Origin of the sequence: Streptomyces lycii (assembly GCF_009735685.1) — a bacterium.
Lineage (GTDB): Bacteria > Actinomycetota > Actinomycetes > Streptomycetales > Streptomycetaceae > Streptomyces > Streptomyces lycii.
The window spans coordinates 68,503-93,721 of sequence record NZ_WHPN01000373.1 but is presented as its reverse complement, the minus strand read 5'-3'; the positions used below and the strand labels follow the sequence as shown (position 1 = coordinate 93,721).

Here is a 25,219-nt window from a genome sequence, read left to right as displayed (position 1 = left end):
CCGCCGGGCGAGCGGGCCCGGGCGCCGGATGCGTCGCCGGAGCGGACGGATCCGTCGCGGAACGGCCGGGTCCGTCTCAGGAGAGGCCGGACGCCCAGTCGTAGTCCTTGAGATACGGATCGGGCGCGATGGGCCCGTCGGAGCTCCAGACCTCCTCGATCAGTCCGTCGGCGCCGATCTTCCCCACCCGGGCGGTCTTGTGGAGGTGCTGGGTCTCGCCGTCTACGGTGACCTCGCCCTCCGGGGCGTCGAAGGTGATGCCGTCCGACGCCTCGCGGACCTTCTCCACGTCGAACGACCCGGCCTTCTCGACCATCGCCTTCCACAGGTACACGGACGTGTAGGCGGCCTCCATCGGGTCGGAGGTCGGCTTGTCCCGCCCGTACTCCGCCTTGTATGCCGCGACGAAGTCGCTGTTCCGGGCGCCCTCGGTCGTCTGGTAGTAGTTCCAGGAGGTGAGCTGGTCCTCCAGGTACTGCGGGCCGATGCTCTTGACCTCCTCCTCGGCGATCGAGACGGACAGGACGGGCATCTTCGCGGCGGTCAGCCCGGCGGACTTGTACTCCTTGAAGAACGCCACGTTGCTGTCGCCGTTGAGGGTGTTGAAGACGGCGTCGGCCTTCGCCGCGCGGACCTTGCCCGCGATGGAGCTGAACTCGGTGGAGCCGAGCGGCGCGTAGTCCTCACCGGCCACCTTCATGCCGTTGGCCTCGGCGTAGGCCCTGATGACCTTGTTGGCGGTGCGCGGGAAGACGTAGTCGCTGCCCACCAGGTACAGCGACTCGGCGCCCCGGGACTTGAGGTAGTCGAGGGCGGGCACGATCTGCTGGTTGGTGGTGGCCCCCGTGTAGAAGATGTTCGGCGACTGCTCCAGGCCCTCGTACTGCACGGGATAGAACAGCAGCCCGTTGTTCTTCTCGAACACCGGCTTGACGGCCTTCCGGCTGGCGGAGGTCCAGCAGCCGAAGACGGCCGCGACGCGGTCCTCGCGGATGAGCTTCTGCGACTTCTCGGCGAACGTCGGCCAGTCGGAGGCGCCGTCCTCGCTGATCGGCCGGATCTTCCTGCCGAGCACGCCGCCGTCCTCGTTGATCTCCCGGATCGCCAGCCGGAGGGAGTTCCTGACGGTGACCTCGCTGATGGCCATCGTGCCGGAGAGCGAGTTGAGCAGGCCGACCTTGACGGTGTCGCCGGAGACGTCCGCCTTGACGCTCCGCCCGGCGGCGCCGTCCGTCTCACCGGTCTTGGCGCCGCAGCCGGCCAGGGCCAGGACGAGTACGGCGGCCAGGCCGGCCGTGCCGTGGGCGCGGCGGGGGGTGACGGGCGGCCGGGTTCCGCGGGACGTGCGTATACGGACGGGCATACGAGCCTCCTCGCCCCCGCAGGGGCCGTGACGTCGGGACGGCAGGTGACGGCAATGAGCCTCGGGCTCCGCGATTTCCCCGGCGTTTCACTTCGATGAAGAGTCACGACACGCGTCGGCAAACCGGTACCGCTGCGCGTACGGCCCCGTGGCTCGGCTCGGCACGGCCCGGCACGGCAAGGCTCGGCCCGGCACGGCCCGGCCGGGGACATGCCGTGCGGCGGCATGCGGCGTGCGGCATGCGCGGGCCCGGGGCGGGCCGGGGCCGGACCGAACCACCGGCCGGCGGGATCCGGCCGGTGGTTCGGCCGATGCGGCAGGGCGGGACCGGCGGGAGGGTGGCTGACGGCCGGTGACGCCCGGCCGCCCCCCGAATCCCGCCCCCACAGGAGGCCGAGCCGTGCGCATCCGCCGAACTCTCCCCGCAGCCCTGCTGGTTCTGGGCCTGGCCGCCGTCCCGGTCCCGGCGAGCGCCGCCGGGACCACCGGTGCGGCGGCGGGCGAGCACTACGTCGCCCTCGGCGACTCCTACGCCTCCGGCACCGGCGCCGGTGACTACTCCGACATCGCCTGCACCCGCAGTGAGAACGCCTACCCGGCCCTCTGGGCCGAGGCCAACGCCCCCGCCTCCTTCACCTTCGCGGCCTGCGGCGGAGCGCGCATCCCGGATGTGCTGGAGGACCAGATCGAGTCGCTGGCTCCCACGACCACGCTGGTCAGCCTCAGCATCGGAGGCAACGACTCCGGGTTCGCGAGCACCATGCTCAGCTGCAAGTACTCCACGCAGTCGGCCTGCGAACGGGCCCTGGAGGAGGCGGGCACGTACGTACGGAACGAGCTTCCGGGCGAGCTGGACGCGCTCTACGCCACCGTGCGGGCGAAGGCGCCCTCCGCCGAGGTCGTCGTCATGGGCTATCCGCATCTCTACCGGGAGGGCGGCTACTGCTTCGGCGGCCTCAGCTCCGGCAAGCGCTCCGCCGTCAACGACGGCTCCGACCTGCTCAACGCCACCATCGCCGGGCGAGCCGAGGCCGCGGGCTTCGCCTTCGCCGACGGGCGTCCCGCCTTCGCCGGGCACGAAATCTGCACCGACGACCCGTGGATCAGCGCCTCCAACGTCCACCCGACGGCCGAGGGGCACGCCGCGGCGTATCTGCCCGCCTTCTCGGCCGCGCTCGGTGGCTGACGGACGCGTGGGCGCGACCGGAGGGGTGCGCCGGGTGCCGGGGGTCCGTGCGGGCCCCCGGCTCTGCCGGGCGTGGGGGCAGTGGTGCTACGCCCGGCAGAGTTGCCGGCCGGCCGGGGCAGTGGCCGGCCGGCATCACCGTTGCGGTGGTGCCGCTACCCGGGAAGGACGGCCCTCGCAACGGTGAACCCGTTTCCCGCCGGAGGCGCCGTCACCCGCCCGCGGGAAGGTCGAAGGACCAGCCGTTCGCCTTGAACTCCGGGATGACGGTGTCCACGGCCTGCACGGTCTGGCTGCGGTCACCGCCGCCGTCGTGCATCAGCACGACCGCGCCCGGGGTGATCCCGTCGCGCAGCCGGCGGGCCAGCTCGCCCGCGCCCGGCGGCGTCCAGTCCTGGATGTCCATCCGCCAGCCGAGCGGCGTCATGCCCAGCTGCTCGGCGACGTCACCGGCCTGGCCCCAGCTGCCGTACGGAGCACGGAAGTAGGCGATCCGCGCTCCCGGAGCCGCCTGCTGGATCAGGGCGTTGGTCGCTTCGAGGTCGGAGCGCACCTGAGCCGCGGACCAGCCGCCCATGTCGCTGTGGCTCATCGAGTGGTTGCAGAGCACGTGCCCCTCGTCGGCGATCCGTTTGACGAGGTTCGGGTACTGCCGTACGTGGTCGCCCCAGAGGCAGAAGACCGCCTTCACGCCGTGCTTCTTGAGCACGTCGAGCATGGCCGGGGTGTGGGTGGGGTCGGGGCCGTCGTCGAAGGTGAAGGCGACCGAACTGCCGCTCTTGCCGGTGGAGGTGACGATCGTGGCGGCGGCGCGCCGGTCCTGCTGCTGTTGCTGCTGCCGCTCTTCGCCCGCCACGGCGCTCGGTCCGGTGACCACCGCGCCGGCGACCAGCACGGCGAGCGCGGAGAGCGTGACGGGTCGGCGCCAGGGGCGGCGGCCGGTGGGGGTGGACGCGGGGGTGGACGCGGGGGTGTGGGGGTCGTGGGGGGAGACGGCGCCTTCGGAGCCGCCCTTCCTGCGCAAGGCAAACAAGGTTAGTCCCTTCTCCGAACATCATCGGAAGGGCAAGGCGGGACGGACCCATGAGCCAGTCGGTCCCGCAACTGACGCAGAGTCACCGAAAAGTTTCGGTGATTTACCGGAAGTTCGGGGTGACCTTAAGGCGGCGGAAGCGAGCGGTCAAGACCTCTCGGCGTCCCCGCTCGCCGCGGGAGATCCTCCGGGCGGGCATCCGCGTCGCGTTCCGGTTCCGTTCCGCGTCGCGTACGGGGGCTCGCTCCGATGTCCGTGCCGATGTCCGCCCGGCCATCCGTGCCGATGTCCGTGCCGATGTCCGTGCCGAGTGCGTCTCGACGGCGGGGTGATCGGATGTCATCCTCCTTCCACAGTGTCGGGACTTCGAAGTCACAGGGGTTGTCATGACGGCATTACGGCGGATGTCACGTGCGGGCGCGATCCTGCTGCTGTGCCTCGCCGCGGCGGCCTGCGGCGGCGACGGCACCGATGACGGCGGCCCCGCGAAGGAACAGAAGAGCACCGGTTCCGCGCACGGCGGTGCCCACGGTGACCACGGCGAGGGGCACGGCGACGGGCACGGTGAGGGCCAGGACGCCTCCGGGGCCCCGGAGTCGCTGCGGGTGCCCGACTGGGAGCACCGGGACCGGCCCATCAACAACCAGGGCCACCGCGGCTCGCCCAGCATGTGGAAGAAGCTGGAGCAGCGGTTCGTCGACGCGTGTGGCGGCACCCTGTGCGTCACGCTGACGCGGGAGTTCAGCGACACCGCGGGGGAGCCGTGCGGCTACCGGGGCATGCGGCCGAAACCGGGCACCGAGATCAAGCCCGGGGACACCGTCGTCATCGTGGGCGGGGCGAACTGCTCGGCGACGAGCGACGGCGGAGCCACCGGCGACGAGGACGACGAGAGCGGCGGGGCCGGGTAGCACGGGAACAGGGGGAGCGCCGAACGGAGAGCACCGAGACGGGGAGTGCCGGAAGGGAAACCACCGGATCCGCGGTGCGCGGCGAGCGTGAACGCGTGAACGTCCTGAACACCGTGAACGGCTGGAGCGGATACGGGGACGGGGGCGGCAGTCACGGCACCGACCCGGCATCCCACCCGGCACCGGCACTGACCCGGCACCGGCAACCACCCGGCCCCGGCACCAGCACCGGCAACCACCCGGCCCCGGCACCGACCCTCCGGCAGCCGTCCCTGACTCCGGCGCCGACCGGTCCCGGGCCGTCGGTACCGGCCCGGTGGCGACCCGCCCGGCCAGCGGCACCACAGGACGACGCCCACGGCACCGGCACCGCGGGAAGACGCCCACGGCACCGGCACCGGCGCGCACGGCACGCCGCCCGGAACCCGGAAGCGGCGGCCCGGGCGGAGAACCGCCCGGGCGTCCGTCAGCCGAAGGCCGGCATGATCCTCTCGTGGATCAGCCGCAGTTGCTCGTCCACGCTCGCCACACCGTCCAGATCACGCCCCGTGAAGGCCCGTACGAGACCGCGGTCCGTGATCGCGCAGATCATGTGGTTCACCCCGGACGGCGCGATCTCCTGCCGGATCTTCTCCAGACACTCCTCCGGGGTCCCGGAGACGGACAGCCGGTCGGCGATCTCCGGAGTCGTCAGCTCGATCCCGCGGGCGAGATCACCCGCCCCGATGGCGTCGATCACCGGCTTGAGTTCGGCCGGGTCGACACCGTTGCGGCGCAGCTGCTCCTGCGGCATCGAGGAAGCGTAGATGCCGACCATGCTGCGCGCCGCCTCCTTGGCCTTCGCCGAGTCGGTGCCCGTGGCGAACACCACCCACGCCCCGATGTCCAGCTGCCGCCAGTCCTTGCCCGCGCGCTCCGCGCCGATCCGGATGTGCCGTACGGCGTAGTCGTACGCCTCTCGCGTGTAGCTGAGCGCGTGATGGCAGCCGTCCGACAACTCGCCCGCCGCCTCGAAGGACTTGGGCCCGCGCATGGCGCCCAGCATCACCGGGAGCCGTTCCTGGACGGGGCGGGCGAAGGTGAACAGCCCGTCGTAGCTGTAGAACTCGCCCCGCTGGCTGACGGACCCCGTGTCGAGCAGGGCGCGGACGGCGCTCAGGCCCTCCTTGACCCGGGACAGCGGCTTCGTACGGGACCAGTCCATGCCGTACTGCGCGAGCAGCCCGAAGTTCCCGCTGGACAGCACCCCCTCGGCGCGGCCGCCGGACAGTTCGTCCAGCGTGGCCAGCGACTGGGCGATGAGGCTCGGCTCGCGGAGGGTGACCGGGGAGACGCTGGGGCCGAAGCGGATCCGGGACGTCCGGCCTGCGGCGACGGCGAACAACTGCCACAGGTCCTTGTGCCACGTCTCGTCGGCCGCGTAGCAGGCGTGGAAGCCCAGCTCGTCCGCCAGCCGGATGGAGGTGAGGGATTCGGAGAGGGGGTAGTCGGGGAGAATGGCGTAGCTGAACTTCATCTGCACCGCCTTGTGTCACGGAACGGGTGAACGTGCCGTACAGGGGCGCGCGGACCGGCTCCTCCCTCCGGCCGGCGCGCGGCCACGGTGCGAGTCTGATCAGAACGGGCGGTGCCGTCCAGGGGGCCCGGGCCTCGGACCCCGTCGGCCCGGTTGCCGTCCCGAGCCGGTCACTGCCCGGAGCCCTGTCACCGTCCCGAGCCCGGTCGTCACCGGAAGCCGGTCACCGTCCCGCGCCCGGTCACCCCCGGGAGCCCGTCACCGTCCCGAGCCGGTCACTGCCCGGAGCCCTGTCACCGTCCCGAGCCCGGTCGTCACCGGGAGTCGGTCACCGTCCCGAGCCCAGTCACCCCCGGGAGCCCGTCACCGTCCCGAGCCGGTCACCACCCCGAGCCCCGTCACCGTCCCGGGCCGGTCACCAGGCGCACGAAGTCCTGCGGGGCGTCCAGCCACGGGTAGTGGCCGCCTCCCGGCACCACCGCGGACCTGCCGCCGGGGAAGAGGGCGGCGACCTCACGCGCCGTGGCGGGCCGGGGGTGGCCGTCCAGCTCCCCGGCGATCACCAGCACCGGGGCGGAGAGCCCGGCCAGGGCCGCGCGCGTCGCCGGCGGGTCGTACGCGCCCTCGGCGTCGAAGACGGCCGCGGCCTCCTGGTTGCGCTGAGCCGGGCTCGCCTCGGCGACCGCCCGCGCGGCGGCGTCCCAGCGGCCGAAGAAGAACGGCATGACGGCCTGCCGGTTCTCCTCCGTCACCCGTCCCGCGAGAATCTCCTCGAACGCGGCCTTCGCCTCGGCGAACCAGGGCTGTCCCGAGCGCAGTTCGGCCGCCTCGCGCAGGGATGCCTCGGTGGCCTGGAATCCGAGTGCCGCCAGACCCGGGGCGACGAGTGTCAGGCCCCGGATCCGCTCCGGATGGCGCGCCGCGTACAGCAGCGCGAGATTGGCCCCGGCCGAGTGCGCCAGGATGTCCAACCGCTCCAGACCCAGCTGTCCGCGGAATGCCTCGAGGTCCCCGACCTGGCGGTCGCAGCGGTACGAACCGGGGTCGGCGGGAATTTCGGACGCGCCGGTGCCCCGCAGATCCAGCAGGTGCAGGGTGCGGTGCGCGGCGAGACCGCCGAGGTCGCCGAGATACGCGGAGGCCCGCATGGGCCCGCCGGGCAGAACGATCAGCGGATCACCGCTGCCCGTGCTGTGGTGGGCGAGCCGGGTGCCGTCGGTGCTGAGGAAGGTGGGCATGGAGACGCATCCTCGCGGCCCGGCGGCAGGCGGGGCAACACGCCGGGCCGCCAGGGGCAGCGCGTTCGGGCAGGCGGCGGGGCGCCACGTCCGTTCCGCGGCCGGGCAGCGCCTCCGGGCGGGGCGCCACCTCCGGGGCCACCTCGGGGCGGAGTGCCACCCACCTTCGGAGTGCCACCCGCCTTCGGAGTGCCACCCACCTCCGGAGGGCGCGTCACCTCCGGAGGGCGCGTCACCTCCGGAGGGCGCGTCACCTCCGGAGGGGACGACTCCTCCGGGCGGGCGCCAGCTCCGGACGGGACGCCTCCTCCGGGCGGGGCGACAGGTCTCCGGACGGGGCGACAGGTCTCGGGCCGGCGGCGGGCCGTGGGACCCGGGGCGAGGGGGCACTCAGGCCGTGGCGGCCGACCGCAGCAGGACGCCGGCGAGTTCACGCGGCCGGGAGAACATCGGCCAGTGGCCGGTGTCCATCCGGACCAGCTCCCAGCGCTCACCCTTCAGCAGCTCCGCCACCGCGGCGCCGGGCTCCGGGCCGTCGAGCAGGCACTTGACATACGTCGCGGGAAGCTCGCCGAGCGGGCGCTCCAGCCGGGCGGGGCCGGTCAGGGTGGCGCCGGGGTGTGGCGTGCCGCCGCCCACGATCCGGGCCGTCTGCTCCTCGGTGAGCCCCTGTCCGGCGTACTCCCCGGCCGTCAGCGGCGGCCAGCGGCCGTCGTGCTCGGCGATCACGGCCTCCAGCGCCTCCCGGCCCTGCCACCAGCCGGAGGCGAACGACTCGCCGTCGACGGGCACTCCGGAGTCGACGAACACCACCCGCCGCAGCCGGTCCCCGATCCGTTCGGCAGCCTGGCCGACCGGAATGCCGGCGTAGCTGTGGCCGACCAGGACGACGTCCCGCAGGTCCAGCCGCTCGATCTCGCCGACGATGTCCCGTACGTGTGTCTGCTGTCCGGCGGGCACGTCCTGCTTCTCGGCGAGGCCGGAGAGCGTCAGGGCCCGCACCCCGTGTCCGGCGGCCCGCAGCTCCGGCAGCACGTCGTCCCACGCCCATGCTCCGAGCCACGCGCCTGCCACGAGTACGAATTGCGTCATGCCGGGAACGTAACGCAGAGGTCTGACACCGCCCGACGGCCCGGCCCGGCGGCCCGGCGAAGCACCGCCCGGCGAAGCACGGTCTGACGAAGCACGGTACGACCCGGCACGGCGATGCCCGGCCCGGCCCGTGACCGGTGCCACCGGCGGCTGAGACCCCGGCGCGCGGCCCGGCAGCGGACGCGGATGCCCGTCCGGGCACCGGCACGGGCAGTCGTGCTGCCCTTGCGGCCCCGGGCACCGGCCGGTGCCCGCGCCGGTGCCCGGCCCGGTGCGAGACTGACAGGTCGGGCAGGGCGGCACAGGGGCTTCCGGGGGGACGGCGTGCACCAGCATCGAGAGTCACGTGACCCGGCCGCGCGCGGGCCCGTACGGCCGGACGCCCGGACACCGCACCGGGGTACGGCAGCGGGACCGGCGGGCGTGCGGCCCGCCGCCGGGCCCGGTCGCGGGCTCACCCCGGGCGCCCTCGCCGGACTGCAGAGTTCCGCGGGCAACGCCGCCGTGGTCGGGCTGCTGGCGGGTCCCGTGGCCGTGCAGCGGGCCGTGATGGACGACCGGACCTGGCAGAGCCTGTCGAAGCACGCCGTGACCGGGCGGTCCGCGGCCCTGAAGGCCGTCGACGCAGCTCTCACCGCGTACCACGGCGCCGCGAGCACGGAGGGGACGACGGACGAGGAACTGCACGACCGGCTGTCGACGCTGGCCGAGACGCTGGTCGTCTGGCGGCAGGAGAAGCAGCAGTACACCGGCGGTCCCCCGGAGAGCGGCAGGGCCGACGCGGCGGAGCGGCTGGCCTCGGAGGTGGAGGAGGAGCGCCGCGCGCTGACCCTGCGGCTGCGCGAAGGCGTCCCGGCCGGAGAGGAGCCCGGGACGGATTACCAGAACCTGGCCGTCTACCAGGCCGGGGCGATGCTGTCGGAGGCGGGCGCCTTCACCGGCGCGTCCGCCGACGAGCGGCGGCAGGTGGTCGCCACGATGCAGCAGACCGTCACCAAGGAGGCGGACGTACGGATCGCGATGATGCGAGCCAAGATCACGGAAGCCCACCGGCAGTTCCGGGCCCAGGGCGCGGGCGCGGACACGGTCGGCCTGTTCACGGCGCCCGAGTGGTACTTCAAGCGGCCGGGAACCGCCTTCTCCCGGGCGGACAAGGATCACATCGTCAACGAGATGCTGAAGCTCAGCGCCGCCTCACCGGGCATGCTGATCGTGCCGGGCAGCATCGTCTGGGGCGAGTCCTCGGCAGCGGGCACGGTCCTGCGGAACGGCGCGGTCGCCGTCATGAACGGACGGATCGTCCACGAGACCACGAAGCGGAACGAGAGCGCCGACGTCTCCGGTTACCACCCGTCCCCGGAGGAGGCCGCGCGGAACAAGCGGGCGGACCGCGGACTCGGCGCCCGGCTGAAGACGAACTTCGAGCGGGCCGGGGAGGCCGCCACCGACTCCAGCACCTTCACCATGGGCAATCTGACCGTCTCGCTGGAGATCTGTCTCGACCACGACAAGAAGCGCGCCCTGGAGGACTGGAAGAACCGCGGAGGCCCCCGGCCGCACCTCCAGATCCTCGTGTCGGCCGGCTCCCGGCTCGGGAAGGCGGTGGTCCGCAACCAGGGCGTCGGCACGTCCAACGACGCCCTGGACCTGTCGTCGCGCGAGCGCGAGGGGGTCGGAGCATTGCGCCAGGTCCATGTCATCGGCGAACGCAGACCGGACACCAGGATGATCGGCCCGCACGAACTGGAGCAGCACACCCCGTACCGCGCCAGGCCGGCCGCTCCGGTGGAAGGAGCTGCTCCGGCGGAAGGAGACGCTCCGGCCCCGGTGCCCCAGGACCAGGTGACCGAACAGCGCCGTCTGGAGGACCACGCGGATCTCCAGACCCTCTTCATGGGGATCTACCGGCTCCCGGGCTGAGGCCCGGCCCTGCGTCCCCGGGCACCGGGCACCATCGGCGAACGGCGAACGGCGAACGGCGGACGCTGGGTGGCGGACGGCGTGTGGCGTGTGTGGGCGGCGTGTGGCGGACGGCGGACGGCGTGTGTGAGCGGCGGGGCGGCGTGCGGCGGACGGGGACGGCGGGACGGCGTGTGGCGAGCGGCGACAGGCGAGCGGCGACAGGCGGGTGGCGAGCGGCGTCGCCCGCCGGTCCCGGGCGGCCCCGCGGGCCCGGCCGTCAGGGCCGCGTCGCCAGCCCGCCCGCCGACAGGCAGTCGCTCAGGCCCCGGAGCAGCTCCGTGCCGAGGCCGCGCGACTCGCCCAGCAGCCGTTCGAAGTCGGCGAGGCGCCGGAACACCTCGCCGTAGCGCCGCTGTTCGTCCAGCGGCAGCCGCGGGATCTGGAGACGGCGTACGTCGACCCTGGACGCGGTGGAGGCGTGGCTGCCGGCCTGCCGGGCGTTCGCCGGGGCGCGCAGACAGCCGGCCAGGAACCACCGGTCGAGCAGTGCGGGATCGGGCCGCAGCGCGTGGAACTGCGGGCCCAGGACGGTCGGTCCGTCCGCGTCGACCCACGCGTCGAACGCCCGGGACGAGCCGACGACCACCACATCGGTCGTCTCCGTGACCGTGAGCGTGCCGTCCCCGCCGCCCGCCGCGACGTCCCCGGCGGCGACGCGGCCCAGCGGCGCGCCGCCCAGCAGCAGGTCCTGCACGGTCAGATACGGCGCCGAGCCCTTCGGCGCGTCCGGACCGCCCTCGCGCACCGTGCCGTCCGGCGGGGCCTGGCCGGGATGCAGCGTGAGAGCGCCCGCGCGGGCCAGTTCACCGACCGTCGTGGAGCCCTGGCCGCCCGGCGCGCCGTCGGCGAAGTCCAGGCGCGCGAGATCGCCGGCGGCGGCGCGCAGCTCGTCCAGCAGCGCGGTCATCCGCGACCAGCGCCGCCCGAGCCCGGCTCCCGCGACCGCGGCCGACACCGGGACGTGGCGGGCGGGGGTGAGGTCCACCTGCTCGTCCAGCAGGTCGATCACCGGCACGGTCCTGGTGCCCGGCGGACGCTCGCCGGCGCCGGCGGCCGGGGCCGCCCCGCGGGTGCCGGGACGCCGCTGAGAACTGCGGGACCGCACGGCCGACAGGACGGTCTCGCTCACCGCCGGCCAGTCGAGCGCCGCCTTGCCCGCCCCGCCGGTGCCGCCCGCCTGCTCCGTACGGTGCTGCGCGGCGTCGACGAAAAGCAGCTCGGTGCCCGCCGCGCCGCCCTCGACCGGGGCGCGGAGCACCCACAGATGCAGCGCCACCCCGTGCGGCGGCGCCGCGCCGGGAGGCAGCGCGATCACGGCGTGCAGCGCCCCGGCCCGCAGCAGGGCGGCCCGGATGCGGCGGCCGGCACGGCGCGAGGCGACCGCGGGCGGCAGCAGCAGCACGGCGGTGCCGCCCGGCCGCAGACAGGACAACGCGTGCTGCACCCAGGCGAGTTCGGGCTCGGTCCGCGGCGGGTGGCCGTAGACCCAGCGCGGGTCGGTCGCCAGCTCGGCGTGGCCCCAGTCGCGTTCGTTGAACGGCGGGTTGCACAGCACCACATCGGCGCCGGTGCCCGCCGGTGCGCCCTCGCGCAGGCTGTCGGCGCGGCTGATGGAGGCCGAGATCGGGGAGTCGCCGGGGCCGGCGGCGCGGTGCGGGCCGGCGGACCGGTCCTTCCGGTCACCTGCGGATCCGTCCCGGCCGCGGGCCGCGTCCGGGACAGCGGTCGCACCGGCGGCCAGCGCCAACCGCGCCGCCGCGAGGCAGACCAGCACCGGATCGCTGTCCCGGCCGCGGAGCCGGAGCCCCGCCGAGGGTGCCGGGGTACCGTCCGCCGCGCGGGCCTGCCGGTGCCGTGCCGCCGCCAGCAGCAGGCCGCCGACGCCGCACGCGGGGTCCAGCACGGTCCAGGGCTCGGCCGGGTCGCGTTCCGTGCCGGGGGACGCGGGAGCGTCCGGGCCGCCCGCCAGTTCGGCCAGTTCGGCCATCAGCGCGGCCAGCGGTTCCGGGGTGGTGGCGATCTGGCGCACATGGGTGCCCAGCCAGCGGTTGAGCAGGAAGTCGAACGTTTCTGCGCCGCCGTCCTCACCGGCCGCCCGTACGGCCTGTTCGACGGCGTTCTCCTGCGCCTCGGTCAGTCCGCCGTCCACGGGCGGCGGCACCGGTCCCGGTGCGCCGCCCGGAGCGGGGACCCTGGCGCCGACCGCGGCGATGGCCCGGCCCATCATGTCCCGGTCGCCGAAGGCCTCGAACTGCGGCCACAGCCGCTCCCGGCCGCCCGCGTCCTCCTTCAGCTTGCCCTGGGCCCGCAGCCACTCCTCGACCTGGGAGAGCGCGAACTGCGGACTGGTGTCCGTGCCGCCGACGGGCTGGGGGAAACTGTCGTGCCGGCGCCGCCAGTTGCTCACCGCCGCGCGGCCGACGCCCGCGATCCGTGCGATCTCCGCCAAAGTCACCGAGACATGGGGCTCTGTGGATGCTGGCATGGCCTCTCCGGCGGCAGTTGAGGGCGACCGATTCCGTACGGAACCGGCGGTGGGGAACCTCGGGCGCTACGGATCGTCACCCTATAAGGAGGCGTGACGCCCGGCCAGTACGATCCTTGACTTAGTTCACGAATGCCCTGATTTATCCATGGCACCCGGTGCCCGGCGGGTCACCGGCGCACCCGCGGCGCGTACCGGCCCGGGAGGCGGCTTGCCGGAACTCCATTCCGGTACCGCGGTGTGCGGATCATCCCCGGCGCAACCACGTCTCAGAGGTCAGCCGCGATCCGCTCCGCCGCGCGCCGCAGCAGCGGCGCCAGTTCCTCCGTGCGCGCGGCGTCCAGGCGGGTGCTCGGCGCCGACACCGTCACCGCGGCCACGCAGACGCCGGTGCGGTCCCGGACCGGGACGCCGATCCCGCGGACGTCCGGCACGCTCTCGTCGAGATTGAGCGCGTAGCCCCGCGCCCGGCAGGCGGCCAGGTCGGCGGCGAGCGCGTCGAGGCTCGGCAGTGTCGTCGGGGTGAGCCGCTGGAGGCCCTTCGGGTAGCGGCTCAGCAGCGCCCCCGGCGGAAGCTCGGCGAGCAGCGCCTTCCCGCCCGCCGTGCCGTACGCCGGTACGTGGTCCCCGGTGCGGGGCGCCACCCGCAGGGGCTGCGGACCGTCGGCGCCGTCGAGGAAGAAGACGTCCGGGCCGTCCAGGACGAGCAGGTTCGACGTCTCCCGGGCGGCGTCGCGGAGCGCCTCCAGATGCGGGCGGGCGACGCGGATCAGGGCGCGCTCGTCCCCGATGCCCCGGGCCAGTGCCACGAGGGCCGGCCCGAGCCGGTAACGCCGGCCGGCGGGCTCCTGCTCGACGAAGCCGTGCTCGCGGAGCGTGGCCAGCAGCCGGTGCGCCGTCGAGCGCGCCACTCCGAGGTGCCCGCTGACCTCCGTCAGCCGTACGGACTCCCGGCCCCGCATGTAGAGCAGCGCGCGCAGCGCGTGCCCCACGGAGCTGGAGCCTTCGGAGCGGACCGGTTTGTTCGACATAGCAGAAATCCTAGCTCCGAGTGTTCCGCAATGCAGGCACCAGCCCTAGAGTCGGGCCGCGTATCCGCAGGTCGAGGTCGCGAGCAGCGTCTTTCCGCTCTGCGGAACGACAACGGGCCGACTGGATCCGTCCGTTCCGCGTCCGCCGGCCGCCCCCACACGCCACTGCCCGCCCTTTCCCGCCGCGTCCGCGCCCCCGCCCGGCCTCCGCCTCCGTTCCCCGTCCGCCCCCGACCGGTCTCCGTATCCCGTCCGCCGCATCTCCCGCCCCCGCTCTCCGCACCGCCCCCGCTTTCCGCACCGCGCCCCCCGCTCTCCGTACCGACTCCGTCCTCCGTGCCGCCCCTGCCGTCCCGTACCGCCTTCCGCCCCCTCGGGCGTCCGCACCGCCCGGCCGTTCCCCTGCCGGCCGGGACGGCGCCGCCGTCCCCCAGCCCTCTCGCCCCCAGCCCCCCGACCGCGCCGGCGCCGCGCCCCGCACGAGTCGCATCCCCCAGGAGACCCGCCATGCAGGCCCCTTCCGGAGACAGCCCGCCCCCCACCCCGCCCATCGCGACCGGCACCGGGAGCCCGGGCGGCGGCCCGGTCCCCGGCGGCGGCCGCCTCCGCCCCTGGCACACGCTCTGGCTGCTGCTGCTTCTCGGCTGGACCGTCAGCGCGGCGGACCGCGCCGTCACCGGCCCCGTCGTGACCTGGATGATCGAGAACGACGTCGCCTTCCTCACCGACACCGACAACCCGCACGCGCTGGGCGGCCTGATCGGCGGTCTCTTCTTCGCCGGCTACATGCTCACCCAGTTCCCCGGCGGCTATCTCGGGGACCGGTACGGCCACCGCACGCTCATCGTGGTCAGCCTGCTCTGGGCCGGCATCGCGACGCTGCTCACCGGCTTCATCGGCGGGCTGGTCGCGTTCATCGTGATCCGTGTCGTCACCGGCCTCGGCGAGGGCGCGTACTACTCCAACGACCGCACCCTCATCACCGAGACCACGCCCGAGCGCGACCGGAGCCTCGGCATGGGCGTCGTCATCACCGGGCTCGCCTTCGGCATCACGATCGCCACCGTCTTCACCCCGCACCTGATCGGGATCGGCCGGCTCGTCATGCCCGACATCGAGGCCTGGCGGATGGCGTTCTGGATACTCGGCGCTGCGACCGTCGCCGTCGGACTCCTGCTGGCCCACCGGTTCCGGGAGCATCTGAGCCTGGCCAAACTCGGCGGCGCCTCGCTGCGGCTCGCCGGATACTCCGCGGTCTCGCTCGCGCTGATCATGGGTGTGTACCTGCTGGGCGACAAGGCCGGCCTGTCCGGGCTGTGGATCGCGCTCCTCGAAGTCGCCCTCGCCGTCGGCCTGGTGATGTACGCCCTGTCCCGCAAGGGCGAGGAACTCAAGCCCGTCCTGCGGAACCGCGACCTCTTCCTCATCTACCTCGCCAACATCGCCATTCTCTGGAACCTCTGGTTCTTCAGCTTCTGGTCGGTGTCGATCGTGGCGGGCGCCGCGAACTCCTCCTTCATGAGCGCCGCGCTCACCGCGGGCTTCAATGCCGGCGCCGGCATCCTCGGCTTCCCGGCGGGCGGCTGGCTCTCCGACTACGGGGTACGGCGCGGCTGGGGCCGCAAGGAGATGATGCTGACGTTCACCGGGGTGCAGGCCGTGCTCACCGTCTGCTTCGCCTGGTACCTCAGCGCCGCGGAGAAGCCGTCGCTGCTCGTCATGGGACTGCTGCTGTTCACCGCCAGCCTCTTCTTCAACGCCCTCCAGCCGATCGGCCACGCGCTCACCGCCGACATCGCGCAACCGGAGCTGCGCGGCTCCGCGTTCGGCATGCAGAACCTCATCGGCGAGATGGGCGCCGTGCTCTCTCCGGCCATCAGCGGTGTGCTGCGCGACCGCACCGGCGGCTGGACGGCGGCCGTCTGGCTGGACGCCGGGATCGTCGTCGCGGGCTTCTGCGTCCTGGCCTGCGTACGAGGGCAGCGCGGACCGAGCGGAACCGGGAGCCCGGGGATCTCCGTGAAGGTCTGACCCGCCGCAAGCCCGTAACCGCAAGCCCCGTGACCGGCAGCCCGTGACCGGCAGTGTTCCGTAACCGTCCGCACTCGACGTATCCGCACTCGACCGTCCGTACCCGACCGGCCGCGCCCCCGGCCGCACGCCGTCCGTGGGCGTCCGAGGGCGTCCGCGGGCCGTCCGCGGCGGAAGGCGGCCCTGGGCGGCGACCGGGCGGCACAAGCTGCCCCGGCTCGCCGGTCTCACAACGCCGGCCAACCGCGCCGGTCACACAACGCCGGCCAACCGCGCCGGCCACGCGTCGCCGGTCACACCGCGCCGTGCCCGCTCACCGGAACCCGGTGCGGCAGGCCCGGCGACAGCACAGCGAAAGGAATCATCATCTCCATGCGCACCGTGCGGGACGCCGCGTTCGACATGCTCCGGCGTCACGGCATGACGACCGTCTTCGCCAACCCCGGCTCCACCGAGGTGTCCCTGCTCGCGGACCTCCCCGACGACCTGGACTTCGTCCTCGCCCTGCACGAGGGATCGGTCGTCGGCACGGCCACCGGCTGGGCCGTCGCCCGGGACGAACCGGCGTTCGTCCTGCTGCACACCACCGCGGGCCTCGGCAACGCCGTCGGCGCCCTCGCCACGGCCCGCGAGAACCGGGCGCCCCTGGTGGTCGTCGTCGGCCAGCAGGACCGCCGCCATCTCGCCCAACGGCCGTTCCTCACCGGCCGGCTGGAGGGCCTGGCGGGCGACTACCCGGTACGGGTCGAGAGCCCGCCCCGCGCCCAGGACGTGCCCGGAGCCCTCGGCCGCGCGTGGCACGCGGCCCGCACCGACCGGGGCCCCGCCCTGGTCGTCGTGCCGATGGACGACTGGCAGCAGCCCGCCGACGAGCTGCCCGAGGCCGCGCCCCGCGCCCTGCGCCAGGCGACTGCGGCCGACCCGGAGTCGGTCGCCGCGGTGGCCGGACTCCTCGACGCGGCCGAGCGGCCCGCCCTGGTCGTCGGCGCGGGCGCGGACCACCCCGCCACCTGGCGGGCGCTGACCGGCCTCGCGGAACGGCTCGGCTGCCCCGTGTGGCAGGAGTCCTTCGGGGCGCGGGCCGGATTCCCGCAGGACCACCCGCGGTTCGCCGGGCACCTGCCGGCCGACCGCACCCGGCTCCGGGCCACGCTCGGCCGCCACGACCTGGTGCTGGTGATCGGCGCGCCCGTGCTGCGCCAGTATCCGTACGAGGCCGGCCCGCTGGCGCCGGACGGCACCCGGCTGGCCGTCGTCACCGACGACCCGGCCGAGGCCCGTAACGCGCCCGTCGAACTTGCCGTCCTCGCCCCGCTGCCCGCGTTCTGCGCCGCACTGGCGCACCGGGTGTCCGCCCGCACCGCACGGCCCGCCCCGGAGTGCGGCGCCGCGCCCGCCGTGCCGGTGCCCGCCGCCGGTGCCCCGCTGCGGGCCGCGCACGTCCTGGCCGCCCTCGCCGAACGCCTCCCGGCCGACACCGTGGTCGTCGAGGAGACCCCGTCCAGCCGCCCCGACCTGCACGCGCTGCTGCCGGCCCGGCAGCCGCTCGGTTTCCTCAGCGCGGCCATGGGCGGGCTCGGCTTCGCCGTACCCGCGGCGATCGGCGTCCGCATGGGGGCGCCGGAACGCCCGGTGGTCGCGGTGGTCGGCGACGGCTCGTCGCTCTACCAGATCCAGGGACTGTGGACGGCCGTCCACTACGGGGTCGGTGCCGTCTTCGTCGTCCTCGCCAACGGCCGCTACGCGGTCATGGACCGGCTGGCGGAGAAGCACGGCGGAAAGGCCCCCTGGCCGGCCTTCGAGGAGATCAGCGTCCGCGGGCTGGCCGAGGCACTCGGCTGCCCGGCCCGCAGGGTCGGCGACCACGCGGCGCTGCTGCGCGAGCTGGACGCCGTGGCCGCCACCCTCCCGGGCCGGACGGAACCGCTGCTGCTGGAGGTGACCGTGGAACCGGACCCGTCGTTCGCCCCGTGAGCCGTGAGCCGTGAGCCGTGAGCCGTGAGCCGTGAGCCGTGAGCCGCTTACGGCGAAGGGGCCCGGCACGGCGAAGGGGCCCGGCACGACCTGGAAGGTCGTACCGGGCCCCTGCCGGCGTGGTGTCCGGACTCAGGTGATCACCGTCAGGTGTTCACACGAGGCTGGTTACACCGGCGGGTGAGCGTTCGCGATCAGCTCTTCGAACTGAGCCTGGAACCAGTGACCGGAGACCGGCGCGCCGTCCTTGGCGCCCGACATGTTGTTCTGGTTGCGCGGGTTCCCCTCGTACGTGGGGTCGCACATCCGGTCGAAGCCCTTGCCCTCGTCGTTCTCGATCTCCTCGCTGGAGCCGTCCGACTCGCCCGGGGGCTTGATCCACGCGTAGGCGTCGATACCCGACTCCGGAGAGGCGGTGGGCCGCTCGCCGAGGCCGGCGCCGTCCTGGTTGCACCAGTTGCCGAGGTGGATACGGCGGTCGATGCGGCTGGAGTCGACGTACTCGTCGGCCGTGCCGCTGGTGCTACCGGGGCCGGTGGGACGGTCGGGGCCGCCCCAGCCGTTGCGGGAGGTGTCGATGATGACACCGACGTCACTGTTGAAGCCGGCCGAGACGGCCTCCTCGCGGAACGCCTGCGCGAAGGACAGCTCGTCCACGTAGTTGTTCCAGTCGACCCACGAGGACTCGTTGCGGATCGGCGTGCCGTTCACGGTGTCGTCGATGGAGAAGTGAGGCTCCACGGTGGCACCGTAGTTGGCGGTGTTGGCGGCGAAGCCGGCGACGTCGTCAACCGTGGCACCGGCGGTGTTGGACGCCTCGTGCAGCAGCTCGGCGGTGGCGGAGAAGTTGTCCTCCCAGCCGATCCAGCCGTGGTGGCCGATGTCGATGTAGTTGTAGACGTTCTCGTTCGCGCCCAGGGTGGCGAGCGCGTAGCCGACGCCCTCGACGTAGTTGCCGTTCGCCTTCATCACGTCACACTCGGGGGTGGCCGTCTCACGGTCGCCCACGTTGGTGATGAGGTTGGGCAGCGAGTCGATCTCGACCACGTTGACGATCCGCAGATCGGCGTACTTCGGGTCGGACACGATCTCGTTGATCGGGTCGATGAACTCGCTCTTGTACTTGTCGATCTCCTCCGGTCCGAGTTCACCGTTGGAGGCCAGCGCGGCGCAGTCACGGCCGGGCAGGTTGTACGTGACCATCTGGAGAACGTCGGCACCCTGCTCCAGCGCCGCGTCGAGGTGGTCGGCGAGGCCCATGGTGTTCTCGCCCGCGGAACCGGAGTCGATCGCGGCGATCCGGTCCAGCCACACCGCGGTGGGCTGGTCGGCGATCGCCTCGCCGCCGCTCTCGGCGGCCTGAGCGGACCAGTCCTCGTTCACGTAGACCTGAGCACCCTCGTAAGGGTTGTCCACGCGAGCCGCCGCGGCAGAGGTCTCCGCCGTTTCACCGTTCGCTGTGTTCCCCGCGGCAATGAGCAAACCGGAGGCGAGCGCAGCTGCGCTCACTGCGGTGACGGCGCGACGGACGCGGGATTTGCGTCCGCCTGGGGAATCGGTTCTCATTTGAGCTCCTATCGGTGTCACCTCGGGACTTTCCCGTGCCCCGAGGTGTGGGGGGACTGGGCCAACACTCCGATGGTGCTGATGTCCCGGATCTGCCGCGGACGGCAGAACCGAGACACAATGGGAGCGCTCCCACGACGAAGACGGTACCAGTGGTGGAACGATCTGAAAAGGTCTCGGATACAAGCTGTTTCGATCGGCGTTTCATCACCGAAATATTCCTGTTCGCGGGAAGTCCGCACGTTCCCAATCGTGGCACTGCCGCCCTTGTGTCCCGGATCTTCCCGGCTCTCCGCGGGGCGCACGGCGCACCCGTGATCATCGCGACGGCCAGGGGAATGCCGGGCTCTCCATGGTGCCGAAGGTGCCGCACCGCTTGCCGGCGGACCCGGGCCGCGACCGTATTCCGGGCGCCGGGGGGAGCGCCGGGCATTTTCCCGGGAGACGACTTCGAGCCCGGCTCCGTATACGCGGAACAGGCAATCGCGTATACGGATCCGGGCAGCTCGAAAAATTGTGTGGCCAACAGTCCGGCCGCGCACGGTTCTTTACGCGGCGATTTTCCTGGTGAACAGCGAATCCACTGCCCAGCGGCCGGGTCCCAGCACCGCGATCAGCAGAAAGGCCCAGCAGAACATGGCCGAGGGTTCGCCGCCGTTCTCGATCGGGAACAGCGCCTCGGGCTGGTGCACCACGAAATAGGCATACGCCATGGAACCGGAGCAGACCAGCGCCGCGACCCGGGTCCAGGCGCCCAGCAGCACCAGCGCGCCGCCGACCAACTGGATGGCCGCGGCCCACCAGCCCGGCCACGCGCCGAACTCCGGGACCCCGGCGTGGGGCCCGCCGAGCACGTCGAACAGCGTCGCCGCTCCGTGGCAGGCGAAGAGCAGGCCGACAACGATGCGGAAGACGCCGATCACGGGTTCGCGGGCGCGGTCGAGCACGGCCGACAGGCCGCGGGCGTCCACGGCGGCGCCGGTGCCGGTGCCGCGGTCGGGGACGGCGGTCACCAGGGGATCCGGTCGGGAGACAGTCATCGGGAATCATCCTCGGAGGTGGTCGCGGAGTTCGCCGCCACGGCCATGTCGTAGGCCCGCTGCGGAACGAACTGGCCGGCCTGGGCTATGCATCCGTCGGCCTCGCCCGGCAGCTTGATCCAGAGGAAGGCGTCAATGCGGTCGTTGCCGGTCTCGGCGGTGCTCGGGGTGCCGATCGCCCGGCCGGCGGGGTCGCACCACTCGCCCGCGGGGTCGGGGCCGTTGCCGTTGCGGCTGGTGTCGATGACGGCGCCCAGGCCGGCGTCGCCGACCGCGTCGAGGACCGCGGTGCTGTACGCGACCTCGTTGTCGGTGAAGTTGTAGTTCGACACGTTGGTGGAGATGCCGTCGGCGCTGTTCGCTATGTCGGAGGCGACCAGCCGGGAAGCCATCTCACCGGGCTGGAGCCAGGTCGAGTGCGCGGCGTCGAAGTACACCTTGGCCTCGGGCGAAGCGGCCTTGAGCGCCTTGCCGGCGTAGGCCATCGACTCCTGCGTCTGCTGCTGCTGGCCGTCGTCCATGCAGTTGGACATCAGGGCCAGGACGTCGGGCTCCAGGATGACGGCCGCGGGCCGTCCGTTCAGCCCGGCGGCGATCTCGTCGACCCACTGCCGGTACTCGCTGTGGTTCGCCGCCCCTCCGCTGCTCGCGCCGCCGCAGTCCCGGTTGGGCATGTTGTAGACGACCATGATCGGCGTCTTGCCGGCGTCGGCGGCGGCGCCGACGTAGGCGTCGACCTCGGCACGGACCTCGTCGGTGTTGGAGGTCGTGAACCAGCGGCCCTGCGGGACCGAGGCGATCTTCTCCCCGATCACGGAGGCCTTCGAGTCGTTGGGGTTCTCGGCGACCCACTCGGCGGCCTGGGTCTCGGGGTCGACGTAGAAGTCGGACTCGGCCGCCGCCTTGTCCGTGGTGGCGGTGGTCGTCGGTGCGGAGACCATCACGGCGGTGACGGCCAGAGCCGCCGCACCAGCAGCTGCGAGGGAGGTCTTCTTCATCTGGGAACTCCATGGGTGGGGTGGAGAAACCGGCTCTTGGAAGCGCTTCCAGGGATGTTTCCGCCCGGTGGTCGAGCGGTGGTCTACATCCGCTGGTGTCCTCCCGGAGCCGGGGGGCCGGGGCGGGCGGCGGCATCGGTCGGGTCGGCGGGTGCCCGGTGCCGTCGTGCGGCACGGTGGGCGGGCGGTACGGCACGGGTGGCGCCGGCCGCTCGCGGCGGGGCGGCCGGCGGTACGGGGGTGAGCGCGGCGGCGGCGCACGCGCGTGCCGGAACGGCGCGCCGCGCGGTCCGTTGCCGGCTCGGGGTCATGTGGGGTGCCTCCGTGATCACAGGACCAGACGGGGGTTGCGGAGCGGAGTACACGGCGGCCCGTGGATGTGCAGAGGCCCAAGCGGGGGGTCAGGGCAGATGGTCCCGTTCCGGCCGTCCCGGGCCGCCGTGCTTCTCGCTGCGATCACAGGACTCGCGCCGACGACGGGGTGCGCGTTGGTCGGCCGGTGATCACGCTCCCGGCGGGTCTGGGAACCCTGGGAGCGCTCTTAGAGTGAGCGCGGGGTGTGTCCCTGTCAATAGGAGTGCACAGGATTGACTGCTCCGCCGCAGGTCAGCGCGTTTCCCAGGGGCACGAACCAGCCGACGAGCCGCGTTTTTTGTCGGAGCGTCAACAAAACAGCAGGTGAGCCGCCTGTGATGGGCGTGCCAACGGTGAATGCCGAACTGGACTCGTCAGTAAGGGTTTTCAGGACCCCGGGGTGCCGCTACAGTCCCGGCACTGGAAGCGGTTTCAGTCGCTGCCCGGCCCTGTTCACTGCTTCGCCGGCGTTGTGCCGGTGCAACACCTGGGCCGATCTCGCCCCCATATCGCCGGCTCCGTGAGTGGCCGCACCCACAGCCCACTCACGGGGCCGGAACCAACGTGTGATGTGTCCGCTCGCGATACGGCGGACCGGGCACGCGCCTCTATGCCCCGCACATATGGCCCCCACCCATATGACAGAGAGGAACCCCCAGGTAATGAGAACTCACCTACGGCGCAGGCTGCGGCCTGGCCCCGTTACGGGCGGGCTCGCCCTCGCCGCACTGGTGGCGGGGGTGGTGCCGGGGACGACGTTCGCCACGGAGGCCGACGCCCCCGCCAAGGCTCCCACCGTCTCCCTCGCGTCCCAGGACCGGGGCGGCGGCAACTACGTGCTCGCGGACAAGTCCGTCCCGCTGAAGGCGGAGACCTCCGGCGAGGTCAGCAAGGTCGAGTTCTACGCCGACAACCAGTTGCTGGCCACCGACGCCGAGGCGCCGTTCGAGGGCAAGTGGGCCAACGCGCCCGAGGGCCAGTACTCGCTGACGGCCAAGGCCTACGACGCCGAGGGCAAGCCCGTCAGCTCGCACCCCTCGCTGGTCAGCGTGATCGAGAAGCCGGCCGTCGTCGCCTCACCGGTCACCGCGTACGTGGAGCAGGGCGCCGAGACCACCTTCGACGTCTCGCTCACGACGAAGCCCGCCTCCGACGTCGAGGTCACGATCGAGCGCGCGTCCGGCAACAAGGACCTGAGCGCCAAGACCTCCAAGCTGACCTTCACCCCGGAGAACTGGGACAAGGCTCAGCAGGTCACCGTCGTCTCCGCCGACAAGAAGGGCGACGCGGGACTGGCCAAGTTCGAGGCGAGCGCCAAGGGCCACGAGACCGGCACCGCCCCGGTGCAGGAACTGGGCGCCCTGGCGAGCGACTACGAGCAGGCGTTCCTCGACCAGTACAACAAGATCAGCGACCCGTCCAGCGGCTACTACCGCGAGTTCGACGGGCTCAAGGTGCCGTACCACTCGATCGAGACGCTGATCGTCGAGGCGCCGGACCACGGACACGAGACGACCTCCGAGGCCTTCACCTACTACCTGTGGCTGGAGTCCGAGTACGGCCGTCTCACCGAGGACTGGGGGCCGTTCAACGACGCCTGGGCCTCGCTGGAGAAGTTCGCGATCCCGGGCACCGAGGACCAGCCGACCAACGGCGCCTACGACCCGAGCAGCCCCGCGACCTACGCTCCGGAGCACACCCACCCCTCGGAGTACCCGGCGCAGCTCGACGGTGACGTCTCCGTCGGCGAGGACCCGCTGGCCGAGGAGCTGTCGTCCGCGTACGGCAGCGACGAGATCTACGGCATGCACTGGCTGCTGGACGTGGACAACACGTACGGCTTCGGCTTCTGCGGCGACGAGTCGGACGCCGAGCCGGTCTTCATCAACACGTTCCAGCGCGGCTCCCAGGAGTCGGTCTGGGAGACCGTGACCCAGCCGTCCTGCGACACCTTCGCGCACGGCGGTGAGAACGGCTACCTGGACCTGTTCACGGGTGACGAGAACTACTCCGAGCAGTGGAAGTACACCAACGCCCCGGACGCCGACGCACGTGCCGTGCAGGTCGCGTACCAGGCGAAGGAAGCCGCTGCCGCGCAGGGCAACGGCGGTGAGGTCGCCGACGTCGTCGAGAAGGCGACCAAGATGGGTGACTACCTCCGGTACGCCATGTTCGACAAGTACTTCAAGGCGATCGGTGACTGCACCAGCCCGTCCTGCCCGGCCGGCTCCGGCAAGGACAGCGCGCACTACCTGATGTCCTGGTACTACGCCTGGGGCGGTGCCCTGGAGTCCGCGGAGTACCCGTGGGCCTGGCGCATCGGCGGCAGCGCGTCGCACCAGGGTTACCAGAACCCGATGGCGGCCTGGGCCCTCGCCGAGGACCCGGACATGCAGCCGCAGTCCTCGACCGGCCAGGAGGACTGGGCCGAGAGCCTCGACCGGCAGCTGGAGTTCCTGCAGTGGCTGCAGTCCTCCGAGGGTGCCATCGCGGGTGGCGCCACCAACAGCTGGGAGGGCGACTACGGCACCCCGCCGTCCGACGCCTCGACGTTCTACGGCATGTACTACGACTGGCAGCCGGTCTGGAACGACCCGCCGTCCAACCGGTGGTTCGGCTTCCAGGTCTGGGGCCTGCAGCGGACGGCCGAGCTGTACGCCGAGACCGGTGACGAGCGCGCCGGCGCCATCATGGACAAGTGGGTCGACTGGGCCCTGGAGAACTCCACCATCGACGGCACCGGGAACTACCAGATCCCCAGTGAGATGGAGTGGAGCGGCCAGCCCGACGACTGGAGCGGCAGCCCGTCGGACAACAGCAACCTGCACGTCGAGGTGACCTCGCACACCAACGACGTCGGTGTCGCGGCCTCGTTCGCCAAGACCCTGCTGTACTACGCGGCGGGCTCGGGCGACGAAGAGGCACGGCTCGCCGGTGAGGGGCTGCTGGACGGCCTGCTCGAGCACCAGGACGACCTGGGCATCGCGCTCGAGGAGACCCGCGGCGACTACGAGCGGTTCGTCGTCGAGTCCGGTGACGACAAGCTCTACGTCCCCGACGGCTGGACCGGCACCATGCCGAACGGTGACGAGATCAACTCGGACTCCACCTTCCTGTCCATCCGGTCCTTCTACGAGAGCGACCCGGAGTGGAGCAAGGTGCAGGAGTACCTGGACGGCGGCGAGGAGCCGACGTTCACGTACCACCGCTACTGGGCACAGGCTGAGATCGCCACGGCGTTCTCCGCGCACGTCGCCCTGTTCGGCACCGAGTAACACGGTCGGGAGCGGCGGGCCCGCACCGGGCCCGCCGTGACCCGGCCACCACGCCACACGGGCGCGTCTGACGCGGCGGCAAGGCGTTCCTCCCGCGCGCCGCCGCGGCAGCGAAACCGCCGGACGCGCCCAACCCGGCGGTGGATTGTCACCGCCCGTCGCGG

General features: G+C 72.7%; 16 protein-coding genes. 6 read left to right on the top strand and 10 right to left on the bottom strand.

Annotation, left to right across the window (positions count from 1 at the left end; genetic code table 11):
• Positions 1–76: 76 nt before the first annotated feature.
• Entirely contained in the window at positions 77–1,363 is a 1,287-nt protein-coding gene (urtA, locus tag GCU69_RS25420) for an urea ABC transporter substrate-binding protein (RefSeq protein WP_156207275.1), read from the bottom strand.
• A 400-nt stretch (positions 1,364–1,763) separates the two neighbouring features.
• Here urtA and GCU69_RS25415 point away from each other — a divergent pair, with 400 nt between their 5' ends.
• Complete coding sequence (locus GCU69_RS25415; protein ID WP_098755427.1) at positions 1,764–2,549, top strand: SGNH/GDSL hydrolase family protein; 786 nt, start codon at positions 1,764–1,766, stop codon at positions 2,547–2,549.
• 211 nt (positions 2,550–2,760) lie between these two features.
• On the opposite strand, the gene GCU69_RS25410 is transcribed toward GCU69_RS25415, so the two are convergent.
• Entirely contained in the window at positions 2,761–3,573 is an 813-nt protein-coding gene (locus GCU69_RS25410; protein ID WP_218037977.1) for a polysaccharide deacetylase family protein, read from the bottom strand.
• 395 nt (positions 3,574–3,968) lie between these two features.
• Here GCU69_RS25410 and GCU69_RS25405 point away from each other — a divergent pair, with 395 nt between their 5' ends.
• A complete protein-coding gene (locus GCU69_RS25405; protein WP_156207274.1) occupies positions 3,969–4,493 on the top strand; it encodes a hypothetical protein in 525 nt (174 codons plus the stop codon).
• Between the two features lie 466 nt (positions 4,494–4,959).
• On the opposite strand, the gene GCU69_RS25400 is transcribed toward GCU69_RS25405, so the two are convergent.
• From GCU69_RS25400 to GCU69_RS25390, 3 genes are all read right to left on the bottom strand, one after another.
• Complete coding sequence (locus GCU69_RS25400) at positions 4,960–6,009, bottom strand: LLM class flavin-dependent oxidoreductase (protein ID WP_156207273.1); 1,050 nt, start codon at positions 6,007–6,009, stop codon at positions 4,960–4,962.
• Between the two features lie 398 nt (positions 6,010–6,407).
• Positions 6,408–7,247, bottom strand: a complete 840-nt coding sequence (locus GCU69_RS25395) for an alpha/beta fold hydrolase (RefSeq protein ID WP_098755118.1) — start codon at positions 7,245–7,247, stop codon at positions 6,408–6,410.
• Between the two features lie 390 nt (positions 7,248–7,637).
• Positions 7,638–8,339 (bottom strand): alpha/beta fold hydrolase, encoded by a 702-nt coding sequence (locus GCU69_RS25390; RefSeq protein ID WP_156207272.1) that lies wholly within the window; start codon positions 8,337–8,339, stop codon positions 7,638–7,640.
• 423 nt (positions 8,340–8,762) lie between these two features.
• Between GCU69_RS25390 and GCU69_RS25385 the strand changes: the two genes are divergently transcribed.
• Positions 8,763–10,259, top strand: a complete 1,497-nt coding sequence (locus GCU69_RS25385; RefSeq protein WP_156207271.1) for a hypothetical protein — start codon at positions 8,763–8,765, stop codon at positions 10,257–10,259.
• 259 nt (positions 10,260–10,518) lie between these two features.
• On the opposite strand, the gene GCU69_RS25380 is transcribed toward GCU69_RS25385, so the two are convergent.
• Together GCU69_RS25380 and GCU69_RS25375 are read right to left on the bottom strand one after the other, a co-directional pair.
• Positions 10,519–12,786, bottom strand: coding sequence for an N-6 DNA methylase (locus GCU69_RS25380; protein ID WP_156207270.1), 2,268 nt, complete (start codon positions 12,784–12,786; stop codon positions 10,519–10,521).
• Positions 12,787–13,055: 269 nt separating this feature from the next.
• On the bottom strand, positions 13,056–13,817 hold the full coding sequence (locus tag GCU69_RS25375) for an IclR family transcriptional regulator (RefSeq protein ID WP_156207269.1): 762 nt from the start codon (positions 13,815–13,817) through the stop codon (positions 13,056–13,058).
• Between the two features lie 507 nt (positions 13,818–14,324).
• On the opposite strand from GCU69_RS25375, the gene GCU69_RS25370 reads away from it, so the two are divergent.
• On the top strand, positions 14,325–15,848 hold the full coding sequence (locus GCU69_RS25370) for an MFS transporter (RefSeq protein ID WP_156207268.1): 1,524 nt from the start codon (positions 14,325–14,327) through the stop codon (positions 15,846–15,848).
• Positions 15,849–16,220: 372 nt separating this feature from the next.
• A complete protein-coding gene (locus GCU69_RS25365) occupies positions 16,221–17,822 on the top strand; it encodes a thiamine pyrophosphate-dependent enzyme (protein WP_156207267.1) in 1,602 nt (533 codons plus the stop codon).
• Positions 17,823–17,990: 168 nt separating this feature from the next.
• Here GCU69_RS25365 and GCU69_RS25360 read toward each other — a convergent pair whose 3' ends face one another.
• The 3 genes from GCU69_RS25360 to GCU69_RS25350 form a co-directional block, all read right to left on the bottom strand.
• Positions 17,991–19,388: a glycoside hydrolase family 6 protein gene (locus tag GCU69_RS25360; protein WP_098754415.1), complete on the bottom strand. Its 1,398-nt coding sequence runs from the start codon at positions 19,386–19,388 to the stop codon at positions 17,991–17,993.
• A gap of 548 nt (positions 19,389–19,936) precedes the next feature.
• Positions 19,937–20,344: a DoxX family protein gene (locus GCU69_RS25355; RefSeq protein ID WP_235978701.1), complete on the bottom strand. Its 408-nt coding sequence runs from the start codon at positions 20,342–20,344 to the stop codon at positions 19,937–19,939.
• An 80-nt stretch (positions 20,345–20,424) separates the two neighbouring features.
• Complete coding sequence (locus tag GCU69_RS25350) at positions 20,425–21,426, bottom strand: glycoside hydrolase family 6 protein (RefSeq protein ID WP_098754413.1); 1,002 nt, start codon at positions 21,424–21,426, stop codon at positions 20,425–20,427.
• A gap of 1,016 nt (positions 21,427–22,442) precedes the next feature.
• Here GCU69_RS25350 and GCU69_RS25345 point away from each other — a divergent pair.
• A complete protein-coding gene (locus GCU69_RS25345; protein ID WP_235978697.1) occupies positions 22,443–25,055 on the top strand; it encodes a glycoside hydrolase family 48 protein in 2,613 nt (870 codons plus the stop codon).
• Positions 25,056–25,219 lie beyond the last annotated feature (164 nt).

Coding starts and splice junctions, on each gene's coding strand:
- urtA (WP_156207275.1), bottom strand. CDS start 1,363: ATGCCCGTCCGTATACGCACGTCCCGCGGAACCCGGCCGCCCGTCACC.
- GCU69_RS25405 (WP_156207274.1), top strand. CDS start 3,969: ATGACGGCATTACGGCGGATGTCACGTGCGGGCGCGATCCTGCTGCTG.
- GCU69_RS25400 (WP_156207273.1), bottom strand. CDS start 6,009: ATGAAGTTCAGCTACGCCATTCTCCCCGACTACCCCCTCTCCGAATCC.
- GCU69_RS25395 (WP_098755118.1), bottom strand. CDS start 7,247: ATGCCCACCTTCCTCAGCACCGACGGCACCCGGCTCGCCCACCACAGC.
- GCU69_RS25390 (WP_156207272.1), bottom strand. CDS start 8,339: ATGACGCAATTCGTACTCGTGGCAGGCGCGTGGCTCGGAGCATGGGCG.
- GCU69_RS25380 (WP_156207270.1), bottom strand. CDS start 12,786: ATGCCAGCATCCACAGAGCCCCATGTCTCGGTGACTTTGGCGGAGATC.
- GCU69_RS25375 (WP_156207269.1), bottom strand. CDS start 13,817: ATGTCGAACAAACCGGTCCGCTCCGAAGGCTCCAGCTCCGTGGGGCAC.
- GCU69_RS25370 (WP_156207268.1), top strand. CDS start 14,325: ATGCAGGCCCCTTCCGGAGACAGCCCGCCCCCCACCCCGCCCATCGCG.
- GCU69_RS25365 (WP_156207267.1), top strand. CDS start 16,221: ATGCGCACCGTGCGGGACGCCGCGTTCGACATGCTCCGGCGTCACGGC.
- GCU69_RS25360 (WP_098754415.1), bottom strand. CDS start 19,388: ATGAGAACCGATTCCCCAGGCGGACGCAAATCCCGCGTCCGTCGCGCC.
- GCU69_RS25350 (WP_098754413.1), bottom strand. CDS start 21,426: ATGAAGAAGACCTCCCTCGCAGCTGCTGGTGCGGCGGCTCTGGCCGTC.
- GCU69_RS25345 (WP_235978697.1), top strand. CDS start 22,443: ATGAGAACTCACCTACGGCGCAGGCTGCGGCCTGGCCCCGTTACGGGC.